The organism is Pseudoalteromonas sp. c7(2019), assembly GCF_011378625.1.
In the GTDB taxonomy this organism is placed as follows: domain Bacteria; phylum Pseudomonadota; class Gammaproteobacteria; order Enterobacterales; family Alteromonadaceae; genus Pseudoalteromonas; species Pseudoalteromonas arctica.
Genome location: NZ_WTKS01000015.1, coordinates 92,800 through 108,876 on the forward strand (window position 1 = coordinate 92,800; position 16,077 = coordinate 108,876).

Annotated in this window: 16 protein-coding genes; 15 read left to right on the forward strand and 1 reads right to left on the reverse strand. The window is 38.2% G+C overall.

What is annotated here, in order from left to right; genetic code table 11:
- Nucleotides 1–184: 184 nt before the first annotated feature.
- The 11 genes from dnaJ (at nt 185) to GQR38_RS16060 (ending at nt 11,236) form a co-directional block, all read left to right on the forward strand.
- Complete coding sequence (dnaJ, locus tag GQR38_RS16010) at nt 185–1,324, forward strand: molecular chaperone DnaJ (protein WP_010553942.1); 1,140 nt, start codon at nt 185–187, stop codon at nt 1,322–1,324.
- Nucleotides 1,325–1,421: 97 nt separating this feature from the next.
- Nucleotides 1,422–1,883, forward strand: a complete 462-nt coding sequence (gene ybaK / locus GQR38_RS16015; RefSeq protein ID WP_010553941.1) for a Cys-tRNA(Pro) deacylase — start codon at nt 1,422–1,424, stop codon at nt 1,881–1,883.
- Nucleotides 1,884–2,033: 150 nt separating this feature from the next.
- Nucleotides 2,034–2,438, forward strand: coding sequence for a DUF1761 domain-containing protein (locus GQR38_RS16020; protein ID WP_165722580.1), 405 nt, complete (start codon nt 2,034–2,036; stop codon nt 2,436–2,438).
- 92 nt (nt 2,439–2,530) lie between these two features.
- Nucleotides 2,531–2,899 carry a response regulator gene (locus GQR38_RS16025; protein ID WP_010553939.1) on the forward strand — a complete coding sequence of 123 codons (369 nt, stop codon included), beginning with the start codon at nt 2,531–2,533 and terminating at the stop codon, nt 2,897–2,899.
- A gap of 147 nt (nt 2,900–3,046) precedes the next feature.
- On the forward strand, nt 3,047–3,298 hold the full coding sequence (locus GQR38_RS16030) for a hypothetical protein (protein WP_010553938.1): 252 nt from the start codon (nt 3,047–3,049) through the stop codon (nt 3,296–3,298).
- A gap of 203 nt (nt 3,299–3,501) precedes the next feature.
- Entirely contained in the window at nt 3,502–3,765 is a 264-nt protein-coding gene (locus GQR38_RS16035; protein WP_010553937.1) for a hypothetical protein, read from the forward strand.
- A gap of 170 nt (nt 3,766–3,935) precedes the next feature.
- Entirely contained in the window at nt 3,936–5,666 is a 1,731-nt protein-coding gene (locus GQR38_RS16040) for a cache domain-containing protein (RefSeq protein WP_010553936.1), read from the forward strand.
- Nucleotides 5,659–7,023, forward strand: coding sequence for a sigma-54 dependent transcriptional regulator (locus tag GQR38_RS16045; protein WP_165722578.1), 1,365 nt, complete (start codon nt 5,659–5,661; stop codon nt 7,021–7,023). Before GQR38_RS16040 ends, GQR38_RS16045 begins: the two co-directional genes overlap by 8 nt.
- Nucleotides 7,024–7,197: 174 nt before the next feature.
- Complete coding sequence (locus GQR38_RS16050; RefSeq protein WP_165722576.1) at nt 7,198–8,154, forward strand: porin; 957 nt, start codon at nt 7,198–7,200, stop codon at nt 8,152–8,154.
- A gap of 9 nt (nt 8,155–8,163) precedes the next feature.
- Complete coding sequence (locus GQR38_RS16055) at nt 8,164–9,639, forward strand: DASS family sodium-coupled anion symporter (protein ID WP_165722574.1); 1,476 nt, start codon at nt 8,164–8,166, stop codon at nt 9,637–9,639.
- Between the two features lie 178 nt (nt 9,640–9,817).
- Nucleotides 9,818–11,236 carry a coniferyl aldehyde dehydrogenase gene (locus GQR38_RS16060; RefSeq protein ID WP_206006265.1) on the forward strand — a complete coding sequence of 473 codons (1,419 nt, stop codon included), beginning with the start codon at nt 9,818–9,820 and terminating at the stop codon, nt 11,234–11,236.
- Nucleotides 11,237–11,405: 169 nt separating this feature from the next.
- Here GQR38_RS16060 and GQR38_RS16065 read toward each other — a convergent pair whose 3' ends face one another.
- Nucleotides 11,406–12,131 (reverse strand): tetratricopeptide repeat protein, encoded by a 726-nt coding sequence (locus tag GQR38_RS16065; protein WP_007582012.1) that lies wholly within the window; start codon nt 12,129–12,131, stop codon nt 11,406–11,408.
- A gap of 687 nt (nt 12,132–12,818) precedes the next feature.
- Between GQR38_RS16065 and GQR38_RS16070 the strand changes: the two genes are divergently transcribed.
- The 4 genes from GQR38_RS16070 (at nt 12,819) to GQR38_RS16085 (ending at nt 16,071) form a co-directional block, all read left to right on the forward strand.
- On the forward strand, nt 12,819–13,682 hold the full coding sequence (locus tag GQR38_RS16070) for a DUF6279 family lipoprotein (protein ID WP_165722572.1): 864 nt from the start codon (nt 12,819–12,821) through the stop codon (nt 13,680–13,682).
- A gap of 85 nt (nt 13,683–13,767) precedes the next feature.
- On the forward strand, nt 13,768–14,796 hold the full coding sequence (locus GQR38_RS16075) for an XdhC/CoxI family protein (RefSeq protein ID WP_165722570.1): 1,029 nt from the start codon (nt 13,768–13,770) through the stop codon (nt 14,794–14,796).
- Nucleotides 14,790–15,383, forward strand: a complete 594-nt coding sequence (locus tag GQR38_RS16080; RefSeq protein WP_121955118.1) for a nucleotidyltransferase family protein — start codon at nt 14,790–14,792, stop codon at nt 15,381–15,383. The genes GQR38_RS16075 and GQR38_RS16080 overlap by 7 nt, the downstream gene beginning before the upstream one ends.
- Before the next feature lie 199 nt (nt 15,384–15,582).
- Complete coding sequence (locus tag GQR38_RS16085) at nt 15,583–16,071, forward strand: (2Fe-2S)-binding protein (protein WP_007582016.1); 489 nt, start codon at nt 15,583–15,585, stop codon at nt 16,069–16,071.
- The last annotated feature ends 6 nt before the right edge of the window (nt 16,072–16,077 follow it).

Consider the following 16,077-nt stretch of genomic DNA (forward strand, 5'->3'; position numbering starts at 1 on the left):
GCTAGCCAAAAACACTTAACTCAGTTAGGTGTTTAGGTTAGGATGAACAATTGAGGCGCGCGAGCAATAGCTTGTCGCGCCTTTTGCATGTATTCAAGGTTTAAAAATTCAATGATAAATCGATGCGATTTATCGATTTATCCTGCAGCTTACGCTGTAAACAGAAAAGAGTAGTGTGATAGATATGTCAAAACGCGATTATTACGAAGTCCTCGGCGTAAGCAAAGATGCGAGTGAGCGAGACATAAAAAAAGCGTATAAACGCTTAGCGATGAAATATCATCCAGATCGTACCGCAGGCGATAAAGATCTCGAAATAAAATTTAAAGAAGTTAAAGAAGCGTATGAAATACTAACCGACGATCAAAAACGTCAAATGTATGACCAACATGGTCACGCAGCCTTTGAACAAGGTGGTGGCGGTGGTCACGGTGGTTTTGGTGGCGGACATGGCGACTTTGGTGATGTATTTGGCGATGTATTTGGCGATATTTTTGGTGGCGGCGGTGGTCGACGTCAATCTCGTCAACAACGTGGATCTGATTTACGTTACAACATGGACTTAAGCTTAGAAGAAGCTGTTCGTGGTAAAGAAGTTGAAATTAAAGTACCTACATGGGTTGGTTGTGAGCCATGTGATGGCAGTGGTGCTAAAGCGGGTTCTAAGCCTAAAACATGTACTACATGTCATGGTGCTGGCCAGGTGCAAATGCGCCAAGGTTTCTTTGCTGTTCAGCAAACGTGTCCAACGTGTCAGGGACAAGGTCAAATTATTTCAGACCCGTGTAACAGTTGTCATGGACAAGGCCGCGTAGAAAAAACTAAAACGCTTTCAGTTAAAATTCCAGCTGGCGTTGATACAGGCGACCGTATTCGCTTAACGGGTGAAGGCGAAGCCGGAATGCATGGCGCGCCGTCGGGCGACTTGTATGTGCAAGTATCGGTTCGTGAACATGAAATATTTGTACGTGAAGCGAATAATTTATATTGTGAAGTACCAATTAGCTTTACTACAGCAGGCCTAGGTGGCGAAATTCAGGTGCCAACACTTGATGGTCGTGCAAAACTTAAAATACCGTCTGAAACTCAAACGGGCAAAATGTTCCGTATGCGTGGCAAAGGTGTTAAGTCTGTACGCAGTGGTGCCCAAGGCGATCTAATTTGTAAAGTGGTAATCGAAACGCCAGTTAATCTTAACGAGCGTCAACGTGAACTACTTCAAGAGTTAGATGAAAGCATGGGCACAGATAGCTCTAAAAACCGTCCTAAAGAGCAAGGCTTTTTTGACGGTGTTAAAAAGTTTTTTGATGATTTAACTAAATAAATTTAAATTATTATGAACAAAAAAACGACGCTTTTAGCGTCGTTTTTTTTGCTTTAAACTTAATTTTTGTTACTGTGAATAAAAAAGATGAAACAGCATGACACCAGCAATAGATCTACTTAAAAAGCAAAAAAAAACCTTTGAAGTACTCAGTTATGAGCACGATAAGAATAATAGCCACTACGGGCTTGAAGCCGTTGAAAAGTTAAATTTAGACAGTGCACAAGTATTTAAAACCTTAGTACTTGAAACACATGAAGGGCAACTGATTGTTGCTGTAACGCCTGTATCTCAACAAGTTAATTTAAAACAGTTAGCTAAATTATGTGGGGCTAAAAAAGTAATTATGGCTGCCCCACAAAAAGTACAAGTTAGTACCGGTTATATTTTAGGAGGGGTGAGTCCGCTTGGACAAAAAAAACGTCTAGCTACGTTTATTCATAGTAGTGCTTCTCTCTTTGACACTATTTATGTGAGCGCCGGAAAAAGAGGCTTAGAAATAGCACTCTCGCCAACTGATTTAGCCTTATTGACCAATGCAAAATTTGGCGATTTATAAATTTTATTTTTATAATTACCTTCTATACCAAAAATTAATTTAAGTAAGGCCATTTGCTCAATCCCCTATTTATAACTACATTGGGAGTATCTTTATACCGTTAATATTTAATACCAAACGGTATTACACTTTTTGTATACGGCTGTTTGTATGAACCTTTTAGATGTAGATTATTTTGCGATACTAGTGGCTGCACTGTCTTCTTTTATGCTTGGCGGTATATGGTATTCAAAAGCTCTCTTTAAAAATGCATGGCTAGAAAGTATTGGCTTAACTGATCTGGATTTACAATCGGCTAACCCTAAGTTGATATTTGGTGGCAGTTTTTTTTTAGTTTTTATAGCGGCTTTAATGCTATCTCTTTTTTTAGGTAAGGATGCAAGCGTAGGTGAAAGTATAGGAACCGGCTTCGTGATCGGCTTTTTTTGGATTAGTAGCTCATTAGGATTAAGTTATATATTTGAGCAACGCCCTCTAAAGCTTTTTTTAATTAACGGGGGGTACCATATTTTACAGTTTTCGTTAATGGGGCTCATTTTAGGGATATGGCCGTAAGATTTAAATAATCAGCAAATCCAAATTTGATCCTTATCTACGAGTAGAGTAGTTTTATATAATCCCATTTATACAATTTGGTAAAGAAACTAATGAAAATATTAGTTGTTGATGATATGCCACTTATGCGACACGTATTAATTAATATGCTTAGAAAACTAGAGTATAGCAATATCGTTGAAGCAACTGATGGATTGCAAGCTTTGGTATTTCTGCGCAACCAGCATTTCGATTTGGTTATTACTGACCTTCATATGCCAAAAATGGATGGAGTTAGTTTACTTACTAACATTCGAAAAGATAAAGAACTCGCTGATATTCCCGTTTTAATGGTTACTTGTGAAGACAGTACAGATAAAGTTAAGCAAGTTATTGCAGCTAAAGTATCAGGATTTATAGTCAAACCTTTTAATATGAATGTATTGTCATCTCAGTTAAACCGCTTCTTTTTTAAAGATTAGAATGTGTTTATTTTATAAGGGCTATATTTTAATGGGCCTTTATAGATTAAGTCTGCCGTATCTAAATTCTAAGTCAGAGGTGGTAACCTTTACCCATCTAAACTGATATAATTGCTAATTACTCTTTATATAATACCGCAGGACGTAATGGCAAAACCCAACAAAAAAGGCCCTACTAAAACGGTTGATATTTTTTGCTCTGCTTGTAAAGCCTCTTTATTTAAATATCGAAAAGGGGGAAAAGGAGCATTAATTAAGTGCTTTAAAGAGCGTATTAGCCAAGACTTTACAACAGAGGCTTGTATTTGCCCTAACTGTAGCCGGCCATTTGCCCGAGAAGCGATTATTCGCGGTGCGCCGGCCTATAAAATAATTGGCGGCAAAGTAACCTTTAAATAAGGTATATGAAGTAATACTAAACCGCAATAATACTTAATTAAGCGAATAAGTATAAAGCCTTGTGCATGCGGACATATGGCCTTGTTAGAATTTACCATATTGATAGAATCGCCCGGTTTGCTGTTTCAATGAATGAAAAAATACCCTCCCCATGGATCGGGCCAGTTTATTGGGTTATTTAAAAATGGATAAAGGATAGTTTCGTGATAGCACTCTTATTTGACATCATAGGCATGACAGGTACTTTTTTAGTAGTTGGTTCATTTTTTTTACTGCAGCTAGGTAAAACATCTCCAGCTAGCTTAACGTATAATATGATGAATTTAACAGGGGCAATTTTACTGTTAATTAGCCTTTGTTATAACTTTAATTTAGCGAGCTTTGTAATCGAAATATTTTGGATTGCAGCATCGTTAATTGGCTTATATAAATATGTTAAAAATAGATCAACATTAGCTACAAATTAATTGTTTTTTAATTTAATGCTAAACAGATCGCTGTAAACATAGTTGTTTACGGCGATTTTTGTTTTTAAACACTTTAAAACTGTTGTTAACAAAAAGTTTATATCTCTGCTAGAGATTAGCCGTTACACTAGCGCCCTAAAATTTTCTTGGCTATTTTTTGCGAGTTCTTCATGTTTTCTTTTTCTAAAAAAATCATTACTGTTTGTGTGTTACTCGTACTTATATTAGTTGTTACGTTTTGGCTTGGTCGTTCTCATGATGTTGAGCAAGCAACCTACCAGGCTGAGCGCCAAGTTACGCAATTAAATAACTATATTGATACTGAGCTTGCTCGTTTTTCTGCTATTCCCCAGTTACTTACCTATAACTCGTTAATGATAGACTTTGTAGATGCGCAGCCACAGCACTATAACGCTATTAATAACTACCTTGCTGATATTCAACAAGCTAGCGGTGCCTCAGATATTTTTGTTCTAAATACTCAAGGCGAAGTTATTGCCAGTAGTAATTGGCAAGCAGATTATACTTTTTTAGGTAGCAACTTTGCGTTTAGACCTTATTTCAAACGTGCATTTGCAGGCGAAAAAGTAGCGTACTTTGCATTAGGCATGCGCTCTAAAGAACGTGGTATTTACTTTTCACAAGCAGTATATCGCGACAATAAAGCCATTGGTGTTGTTGTGTTAAAAGTGAATGTAAGTAAATTTGAGGATGACAGAGAGCTTCTAAATACTTCAAAGGGTAGTCACTTTTTTTTGCAGCTTGCAGATGAGGTAATTGCAATGTCAGATATGCAAACGTGGCGATTAAACAGCTTCACTGAACTTGATATAACTATGCGCAGAGATATTAAATCTCGTCGGGCTTATTTAGATCATCAGCCTTTGTATATTAAGCAGTTTCAATTTTCTAATGAAGGTATTAAACATTTAAAAATAGATAAAAAACTTTACGTAATGTCGCAAAGACCTTTACGATATTTTAATGCCACAATGAACGTACTCGTTGATATAACAAAAGTTAATTCAGCTCAACTGCCTCGCTTATTTTGGGTATTTATTATCTGTAGCTTAGTTATTATTATTAGTTATATTTTATTAACTCGGTTTGCGGGTTATAAAAAGCTGGTGTACTCCAGACATAGCCTTGAACTTGAAGTCCTTGAGCGCACTCAGGCTTTGGAAAAAGTACAAACGGCTTTAGTGCAGTCTGCAAAGCTTGCGACAATAGGACAGCTAAGTGCAGGAATCAACCACGAAATAAACCAGCCGCTCAGTGCTATTAATACTTATTTAGCTTCAGCAAAGCGTTTATTAGCTAAAGGAAATACTTCAGCACTTGGTGAAAGCTTAGTAGTGATTGAGGGATTAGTTAATCGAGTGCACCAAATTGTAGGTCAGTTAAAGCATTTTAGTAAACCTTCAAAAATGCAGCTCAGACCTTACCCTCTTGCAGGGCTTGTTAATAACGCATTAATGATTTCTAGCGCGCAGTTAAAGCAAGATAACGTACAAGTAGAGCCACCTCAGTTTGATGAAACAGTCGTTGTGTGGGTCGATTCGCTTAAATTTGAACAAGTACTCGTTAATTTAATTACTAATGCTAGCCAAGCTATGAATGGCGCAATTATTCGTAACTTAAGTTTTCAGCTGGAGTGTTTTGAAGAGCGAGTAAAACTGTCGATTTTAGATACTGGCTCTGGTATTGAGCAACATGCATTTGGTAATTTGTTTGAACCTTTTTATAGTACTAAATCAAGTAAAGGTTTAGGCCTTGGTTTATCTATATCAAAACAAATAATAGATTCGTTTAATGGTTGTTTGAGCGCGCACAATCGAGTTGAAGGCGGGGCTGAATTTATAATTAGCCTCTCTAACAGGCAGGAAAATAAAGATGATTGATAGCTCCCCATGTAATCACATAATAGTCATTGATGATGAAGCAATGATCAGAGACTCTTTAAAGCAATTGCTCACTCTCGAAGGATACACCGTTGAGTGCTTTAATGACGCAAGTACCGCTCTTAGCAAACTCAATAGGCGCTTTGCTGGAGTTGTGCTGAGCGATATAAATATGCCGAACATGAATGGCTTAACGCTTTTAGAGCAAATAACGGCTTTTGATAGTGAGCTCCCTGTAATATTTTTAACTGGTTACGCTGATGTATCGATAGCAGTTAAAGCGATGCAATTAGGTGCGTATGATTTATTTGAAAAACCAGTTAACGAACATCTTCTTGATTGCATAGCACGAGCGTGCGACAAACGAAGCCTTGTTATGGAGAACCGCGCATTAAAAGTAGCTGTACAGAAAACCTCAGCCCCAGGTGTACGCATACTAGGTGACACACCTAAAATGCAACACATGATGCACTTATTAAACACAATTATAGATACCCCAACCGATGTAATGATTGAAGGTGAAACTGGCACAGGTAAAGAACTTGTAGCGCGGTATCTACACGATCAAAGTAATCGCTCTAGCTGTAACTTTGTTGCTATTAACTGTGGCGCAGTACCAGAGCAGTTAATAGAAAGCGAATTGTTTGGTGCAGCAAGTGGTGCCTATACAGGGGCTACTCAAAGTCGAAAAGGTAAGTTTGAATATGCACAAGGTGGTACGGTCTTTTTAGATGAAATAGAAAGCACTCCAATGGCACTGCAAGTTAAGTTATTACGCGTATTAGAAGAGCGAAAAGTAACACCTGTAGGCGATAACAAAGCAATTGATTTAGACATCAGAATTGTTGCAGCTACAAAAGTAGACTTACTTGCGTTAGTTGAAAAGGGTGATTTTAGAGCTGATTTATACTACAGACTTAGTTTGGTTAACGTTAATATTCCGCCATTACGAGAGCGAAAAGCTGACATATTACTTTTGTTTAAACACTTTAGCTCTATTGCTGCAACTCGCTATCATAAGCCGCCGGCGGCAGTAAATTACGAAATACAACAGCGGTTAGTTGCCTATGACTGGCCGGGCAATGTGAGAGAGCTAAGAAATCAAGCAGAGCGAGCTGTATTACTTGGTGCCGAACTTGCTTTTGCTGAAGTTAAAACACAACAATTAGGTGGCTTATCTCCCGATTTAAGCTTATCTGAAAAAGTCTCTTTTTATGAGCAGTCACTTATTGAGTACGCGCTTGAGCAAAACCACGGCAGTATTAAAAACACCATGGAAACACTGCAAATTGCCCGTAAAACACTTTACGATAAAATGAGTAAATACAATCTTAATAGAGATATGTTTACTGACTAAATGTGTGGGTTTGGTGACAAGACCCACTTTCTTATGTGTGGTAATTCACACGCTTTTATTTAAATTAAACGACTTATTTTAGTAAGCTATTGAAATAGATTACTTTTATACACTTGGCAGTAAAGTTGCCTTATTAGCGCTACAACAAGTAGATTCTAATAATTAGGGCACACGATGACAAAAACTACACACACCTGTATTTTATTTCTATCCTATGGTTGCTTAGCTACATTTTCACACACATCTTTTGCTGCAGAGTACGCTGTATACGGTAAAGCCGAAGTACAAATTGCCAGTACTGATACGGGCATAATGCGTTATGCCGAAGAGGGTACTCAAATTGAAGCGCCATACTCGCGTATTGGTATTAAGGGCGATCATAAACTTAACGAATATTTAAGTGCTGTTTTTAAATATGAGGTACAAGTTAAAGGTTTTGAAGAAGATGATACGCAAGAGCCTTTTACTGCACGTAATACTTACTTAGGTTTAAAAGGTGCTTTTGGTGAAGTTGTTGTAGGTCGTAACGACACTCGCTTTAAATACTCTGAAGGTAAACTCGATAACTTTAACGAAACTCAAGCCGATATGGCACAGGTTATTGCAGGTCAAGACCGCCTCGGTGACACAATAACTTACACCTCAAACTATTGGCATAATACGCAGTTTTCATTTACCTACGCTCCTAAAGACGATAATAAAGATAATGAAGCAGGTTTTGCTGCTACGCTTATTTATGGTGATCGTAATTTAAATAATACGCCATATTACTTATCGTTAAGCCATGTTGATTCACTTAATAATATTACTGCAAGCAGAATTGCCGGTGTTTATAAGTTCGAACAATTACAACTTGGTGCGTTATACCAACATTCAGAATCAGTAGATGGCACAAAGTCGGGCAATGGTTACGTATTAAGTGCCAGTTATACACTTGATAAGTGGGTGCCAAAAATTCAATTTGCTAAAGATGACTCAACTCTTCGTCAAGCATCTGAGGCAACGCAATGGAGCACAGGCCTTGATTATGTATTTGATAAGCAAACTACAGCTTATCTTTTATATACCGATCTTAATTTAGAAGAACAAGACGACAGCAGTGTTGCGCTTGGTCTTAAATACAAGTTTTAGAGGCTAGCCATGACAGATAATATATTGACGCAAGAACCAGATAAGAACAGACATTTTCAATGGCTTTTTTTAGTACTGGGCCCTTTAGTAATGCTATTAACATGTTTACTTGATCCGCCAACAGGAATGTCGGTTGCGGCATTTAAAACTGCAGGTTTAGCGTTTTGGATGGCATCGTGGTGGGTAAGTGAAGTTGTACCAATTCCGGCAACTGCATTGCTACCACTGGTAATATCACCACTGGCTGACATAGCAGCAATAAAAAGTGTGGCTGCGCCATATGCACACCCGTTAATCTTTTTATTTTTAGGCGGATTTTTAATCTCAATTGCTATGGAGCGTTGGGGTTTACATAAACGTATTGCATTAAGCACCATGTTATATGCGGGTAAAAAACCAAGTTTACAAATTTTAGCTATGATGCTTGTTACTGCATTTTTATCTATGTGGATGTCTAATACTGCGACAGCCGTAATGATGTTGCCTATTGCACTTTCAATTACCAATTTGGTTAAGCAATCAGACCCAAGTAATGAAGGGTTTGGCAAAGCATTGCTACTATCAATTGCTTATGGTGCAAGCATTGGTGGTATTGCTACTTTAATTGGTACACCGCCTAATGCATTAATGGCTGCATACCTATCTGACAGTTACCAAATTGAAATAGGCTTTGCTCAGTGGATGATTGTAGGCGTACCACTGTCTTTAAGTATGCTTATTATTAGTTGGGTTTGGCTTACCAAATTTGCGTATAAAGTAGATGCTAATGTTAAAAACGATCAAAAAATTGATACCAAAGCGGTATTTTCAACGCAGTTAAAAAAGCTTGGAATAATGCAACGCGCAGAAAAAGGCGTATTGTTTGTATTTGTGCTTGCTGCACTTTGCTGGATATTTAGACCTTTATTGGGTGATATAACAGGTCTTAAAATTTCAGATACTACAATTGCAATTGCTGCTGCATTACTGCTGTTTGTAATGCCTGCTAATAAAGGCAGTGATGAGCGTATTCTTGATTGGCAAAACGCCTCACAAGTACCTTGGGGCGTATTGCTATTGTTTGGGGGCGGACTTACGCTTGCATCTCAAATTAAATCGTCAGGTCTTGCCGAGTTTATTGCTCACATGATTGAAGGCGCAAGTGCGATTCCTCTTGTTATGAGCGTACTTGTTGTGGTTGCTTTAATTACATTTTTAACTGAAATTACAAGCAATACAGCAACCGCTGCAGGTTTCTTACCGTTATTAGGTCCTGTTGCTGAATCGATAACAGGTTCACCCCTTGTATGGGTTATTCCTGCTGCTATTGCGTGTAGTTGCGCATTTATGATGCCTGTAGCAACACCACCTAATGCGATTGTGTTTGGCTCAGGGCAAATTCAAATGCGCGACATGATAAGAGCCGGCTTTGTGCTAAATATTGTCGCCATTGTATTAATTACGCTAGTGACAATGACTATCGCAGCGCAAGTATTTGGCTTTTAAAGCAGTACTAAATTAGTTCCAACCAGTAGCTTTGTTTATATTTACAGTTTTAAACAAAGCTACTCTTTATACTTATTTATATTGCTCAAGAAGCTCTTTTTTAGATAATTAGTGTTATTGCTCGAAAAACAGAACAAGGTTATAGTCTGCGGTAACTTTAAAAATTGAGTAATCTATTTTGAGCACCGACACATCACAGGCAATGCCTTTAATTCCTCAATTTGATGAATTGCAAAAAAGCTTTCTCGAAACACCTTACTTGCCAATTGATAAACGTCTCGTTTTATTAAAAAAACTCCGTGTACGTATTGTTGAACTTGAGCAAGAGCTAGTGGATGCTGCTTCAAAAGACTTTGGTTACAGAACCGCTTTCGATACTCTACTTGGCGATATATTACCTACGGTTCAAACACTCGCGCACATTATCAAAAAGCTACCAAAATGGGCAAAGCCAAGTAATCGCTCTGTGGGTTTAAGCTTGTGGCCTTCAAAAGTAAGTGTTAATTACCAACCTAAAGGTGTGGTTGGTATTATTGCACCGTGGAATTACCCTATTCAGTTAGCGTTAGTACCTGTGCTTACCGCCATAGCTGCTGGTAATAGAGTTATGCTCAAATTAAGCGAGTTTACACCTCACACAAACGTCGTTATTGAAAAAATATTTAAAGACGACATACAAACGCATTGCAAAATAATACAAGGCGGTAGCGACGTAGCCGCGCAGTTTTCATCACTGCCATTTGCTCATTTATTATTTACGGGGTCATCGGCCGTTGGTAAATTAGTAATGGCTTCAGCGAGTCGTAATTTAACACCCGTAACGCTTGAACTTGGTGGTAAATCGCCAGTTATTATTACTCAAAATGCCGATATTAAAAAAGCGGCGCAAGCTTTACTGTTTGGAAAAATGGCCAACGCAGGGCAAATATGCGTTGCTCCCGACTACGTATTTGTACCCAAAGAGCTTGAGCATCAGTTGGTTCAGCAATTATGCGAGCTTTATAAAAAGCACTTTAAAGACGGTGTTGAAGGTAAAAACTTAACTTCTATTATTAGCGATGCACACTATAAACGTTTAGCAACCTATTTAGAGCAAGCCCAAGAGCTTGGCGCAAACATTATTAAGCCACTTGAGCAAAACCAGCAAGATGAGCAAAAACATCGTATGGGGCTGCACTTAGTGACTCAAGTTACTGACGAAATGCAGCTTATGCAAGATGAGTTATTTGGCCCAATACTACCAATCATGAGCTATGACAAACTTGATGATGCAATTGACTATATTAAAGCCCATCACCACCCGTTAGCGCTTTATATTCTAGGGCAAGATAAGCACGCTCAAGAATACATTATGAAGCAAACAATCAGTGGCACTGTGGCAATAAACGATACGTTAGTGCAAGTAACTGCTGACGATGCCCCTTTTGGTGGTGTAGGGCATTCAGGAATGGGGCATTATCATGGCATAGAAGGGTTTTTAACGTTTAGCCATGCTAAAAACACGTTAGTATCGGGCTCGTTTAATCCTCGTATTGTTATGCTGCTAAAACAAAGCAAACTTCTTATTAAGCTACTAAAGTGGCTTTACATAAAATAAGAGTGTGTTGATTTGGTAAAGTTGAATAGACTTTGAACTTGCTAATCAAGATATATTAAAAAGGCTGAATTACGTTATGTAATTCAGCCTTTTTTAGATTAGTTTCAAACTAAGGTTTTAAACTCTTAAACTCTTAAACTCTTAAACTCTTAAACTTTAAAATAAGACTTTAAAATAAGCGACCTTCGCCAGCATAAGTACCCACTTGTATTTTTGCATAAATGGCATCGGCTTTTTCTTTAGCTTCTTCAATTTCTTTAGGCAGCATTTTACGCTCATCAAGTTTGCGGCTATGACTCGCTTGCATATTGCCGTTGTACTCAGCGATAGTATTCCAAATGTACGACTTTTCTAAATCTTTTGGCATACCTAGCCCTTCAAAATACATGAGGGCTAAATTGAATTGTGCTAAAGAGTAATTGTTTGCAGCTGCTTTTTCGTACCAGTTGCGTGCCGCTTCATAATCTCGCGTAACGCCCACGCCATTGGAATACATTACACCTAAATTAAACTGAGCCGCAGGCAGGTTTTTATTGGCTGCTTTTTCAAATAAGGTAACAGCCATTTGGTGATCAAGCTTTACGCCTTTACCTTCGTCGTATAAAACAGCTAACGCAAACATTGAATCCGGGTGGTTCTTTTTAACGCCTTGTTGATAAAGCGCAGCTGCTTTGCGGTAATCGCGTGTTACACCGTATCCACCTTCGTATAATTTAGCTAGTTCGTAAATTCCTGGCGCAAAACCTTTATCGGCAAGGTATTGAAATTCTTTTAGGGCGACTGCAAATTCACCTTCGTTAGCTGCTCTTATGCCATCTTCTAATGTTGCATGAGCGAAAGGGCTGGCAAGTAAAACGCCAGCAAGAACGAGTGCTTTCAAATTAAACTGTGACATATTAATGTCTCCAATTAGTAATAGTTACGATAGGTTTTAGGGCCAGTATATCTTGCCGCGATTAAATAGCGTCTAAATAGAACAAGTTTTAATCCCGACAGGTAAACAGACTTTAGTTAAATGCTAAATTATTAAATTTTTGCACTATTTGCGCATTTTAAACGTTTAATACTCAATGCATTTAAGTAGAGACTAAATCGGTTATTATAAATAGATGCAAAAAAGGGTGTCTACTGTTATGTTTTACGCCAGCTTTAGCGTAAACGCAAGGCGATACCTTATCAGATCGTGCGTATAAAATGTAAATAATAGCGCGGTGGGCTTTTAAGGTAAGTAAACGAGTTTAAGAAGTGTAAGATACAGATTTTATAGAAAATTTAAAGAAATAAAAAAAGCCCGTTAGGGCTTTTTTGAGTCATATTAACCGTCACTAATATGAGCAATGTAGCAAGTAAATGTGATATTTGATGTTATTACTTGGGTCGAGTAAGTAATAACACGAAGCGGCACGCTCTTCTTTTAATGTGTCAGCATCCTTGCTGAATATTCTTCCGTAGGCACTGAGGTCGTTACACTGTGTTTGTGCGAACGATTATCAGTTAGATCTAAATGCAAGTCAATACTTAAATGATAATTATTATCAAATGAGTTTTGAGCTTTGCCACAATCTAAATAATAGAGAAGGTTATGCTTAATAATTTCAAAGCAAAAAAACTAAAACAGATATGCCTTGCTGTAAGTATGTTGTTTTTATGTAGTTGTTCGGCATCTTTTACTTACAATAATTTGAGTTGGCTTTCATCGTTTTGGGTTGACGATTATGTTGATTTAAATAAAAAGCAAAATACACAGCTAAAAAACATAATTACAACAACACAAAATTGGCACCGAACTACCCAGTTACCCGCCTACAGACAAGACATACAAAATATAAAAGTATTGTTTAACCAAACATTGGAGGCTAAACAATTAAAAACACAGGTTGTGCTTGCAAAACAACATTGGCAGAACCTACTTGGATACGCAAAGCTGCCTTTAGCTGAACTTGGGGCAACCTTATCAAGTGAGCAAAGAGGTGAGCTTTTAAACAATATCCAAATAAAAATTAACGACGAACGCGAAGAGTTTAACGAACAAACCCCGCTTGAGCGAAAAAGTGAGCGTTTGGAAGAGCAATTTGAATACTACGAGCAGTGGATAGGCAAGCTTAATAAACAACAAAAAGCGCTGATTAAATCAACTAATGAGCAACATCAAGATGCAGGAGCGCTGTGGTTAGAGTACAAGCAAAACCGTTTGAATGCAGCCAAACAGGTATTCACAAATGCTGAAATTACAAAAAAAGAATTTATAAATCAGTTAAGTACGGTTATTGAAGAGCGCGAACTTTATATGAGCGACGCACTATTGAAAAGCAATGAAGCAAACTTAGATTTATATATAAATTTACTCTACGAATTAAACCTAACTCTAAATGATAAACAACGCCAAAGCGTTAATGATCAATTTGATGAGTTAATTGAGACCTTAAACGATATAATAGAAAACTAAATTGTGCGTGAATTATTAAGTTTTAAATTAGCTGTTTAGGCTGGTTTGTTTTTAAACGCAAAAAATGCTTTTTAAAGGGCAATATATGGTTACAGATTTGAAAAGTATCTTAAACACTTGGTATCTCAATAGGGATAACCAAGAATGGGTTTTAGCTACTTTGTACAAAATTGAAGGCTCTAGCTACAGAAAACTAGGGGCTATGATGCTTATTTCGAGCCTAGGCGAGCGCTTGGGGATGCTTTCAGGAGGCTGTTTAGAAGCTGACATACAGCGCCACGCTAAACAAGTAATGAGTACTTTAACCAGTAAAACCATTAGTTATGATGCCACCGATGAAGACGATTTAACATTTCAACTTGGCATTGGTTGTGGGGGCATAGTACACATTTTACTGCAGCCCATTCACAAAGCTAATGACTATTTACAGCTAGAGCTTGTATCTAAAGCACTTAATGAGAATAAACCAGGGCGATACCTTCAACAAGTAAGCCCGATTTTGCCAGCCGGCAGTGGTGTATTTACGCAAAATGATGAGTTACATGGTTTATCAATGAACCGCAAAGCGCAGTTGATAGAATTACAAGGCGCTACGTGCTTGCAAACTTCTATTTATCCGCCGCCTCATTTATTAATAGTGGGTGGTGGGGCCGATGCAGTTCCGGTTTATACATTTGCCAAACAACTTGGTTGGAGTGTAACTGTATGGGATACACGTGCTGCCAATGCAAAAAGGCAATACTTTAAAAATGCAGATGCTATTTTGCGCTCCACACCGAGTGAGTTAAAAGAATATTGCATAACTAATAAAGTAGATGCTGCTATTTTAATGGCTCACAGCGTTGAACTTGACGCCAGTACGTTGGCTCAATTCAAAGATGTTCCATTTAAATACATAGGGTTATTGGGTCCTAAGCACAGACGTGAACAAGTTTTAGAGCACGCAAATACGCGTGTTTCACAAATAAAGTCTCCTGTTTTTGGGCCTGTCGGTTTAAATTTAGGCGGCGACTCGCCAGAGAGTATTGCACTATCGCTGATCAGTGAAATACATGCAGTGCTGTGTGACAAAAACGCCCAATCGCTAAGCCATTGGGGGCAAGAGGCGTGCTAATTGCAAAAGTTGTTTTAGCCGCAGGTCAATCATCTCGCTTTAACGGCTGTAAATTAACGGCTGATATCGGGTTTGGCAAAACAATGATTGAGCATGCAGTAAATACACTTCAAGCACTTGATGACACACCGGTGTATGTAGTTACCGGGGCATGGCATAAAGAAGTATCACAAGCACTGGCAGGTTATAAAAACATAGAGCTCATTGAGAACAAGCAATGGAGCCAAGGTTTAGGTAATTCAATCGCGATAGCTTCTCAAACAGTGTTTAAAAATAAGTCCTTTGATGGGATTTTATTTATGCTCGCGGATCAGGTTGAGCTAAAAGTAGCGCACTTAAGTGAGCTAGTTACTGGTTTTACACGTAATCCATCGCGCTGGTGCGCAAACTATGGCGAGCGTTTAGGTGTACCCGCTATATTCCCAGTGGTTGATTTATCTCAGCTTGCAAGCTTAACTTCAGATAGAGGTGCACAGCAATTACTGCGCTCCAGCAGTGAGGTCGTCAATACAATTAGTTTACGTAGTGCGAGTTTAGACATAGATACTCAAAAGCAGCTAAGTAATTTTATAGCTAAAAATGAGTGAAAAAATAGTAGTAGGGCAAAATAAGTTTTAGCTGCGCTAACGCTTTAGTGCAGTGGTTATGGTATTTAGCTGTTAATGTAGCTGATGCGGTAACTATATGTGTTATGGATTAGTAGTTACAACAATCTTAACTGTTATAACCTGCGTTTAAATTAAATAATTTAAACGCAGGTTATAAAGCTTAATCAAGGGGCAAGCTATGGTGACGTTTACAATTAATGGCAAGGTGGTTGAATCACACGCAAGTGAAGATACACCATTGTTATGGGTTATTCGTGATGAAATTGGATTAAAAGGTACGAAGTTTGGTTGCGGTATTGCAATGTGTGGTGCGTGTACGGTGCATTTAGATGGGCAAGCAACTCGCTCATGTGTTTTACCAATTGGCGCAATTGCAGGAAAAAACATTACCACAATTGAAGGGCTTAATAACGAACACCCACTTCAAAAAGCATGGGTTGAAGAGCAAGTACCACAGTGCGGTTACTGTCAATCGGGGCAAATAATGCAAGCTGCTACATTACTAGCAGCTAACCCAAGTCCTTCAGATGAAGAAATAGTAAGCCATATGAATGGTAACTATTGTCGCTGTATGGCTTATAAACGTATTAAAACTGCTATTCAACGCGCTGCAGATGAGTCACAAAGTGTAGTAAATATATTTGATCCAAATGCACAAGACGCTTAACTGGAG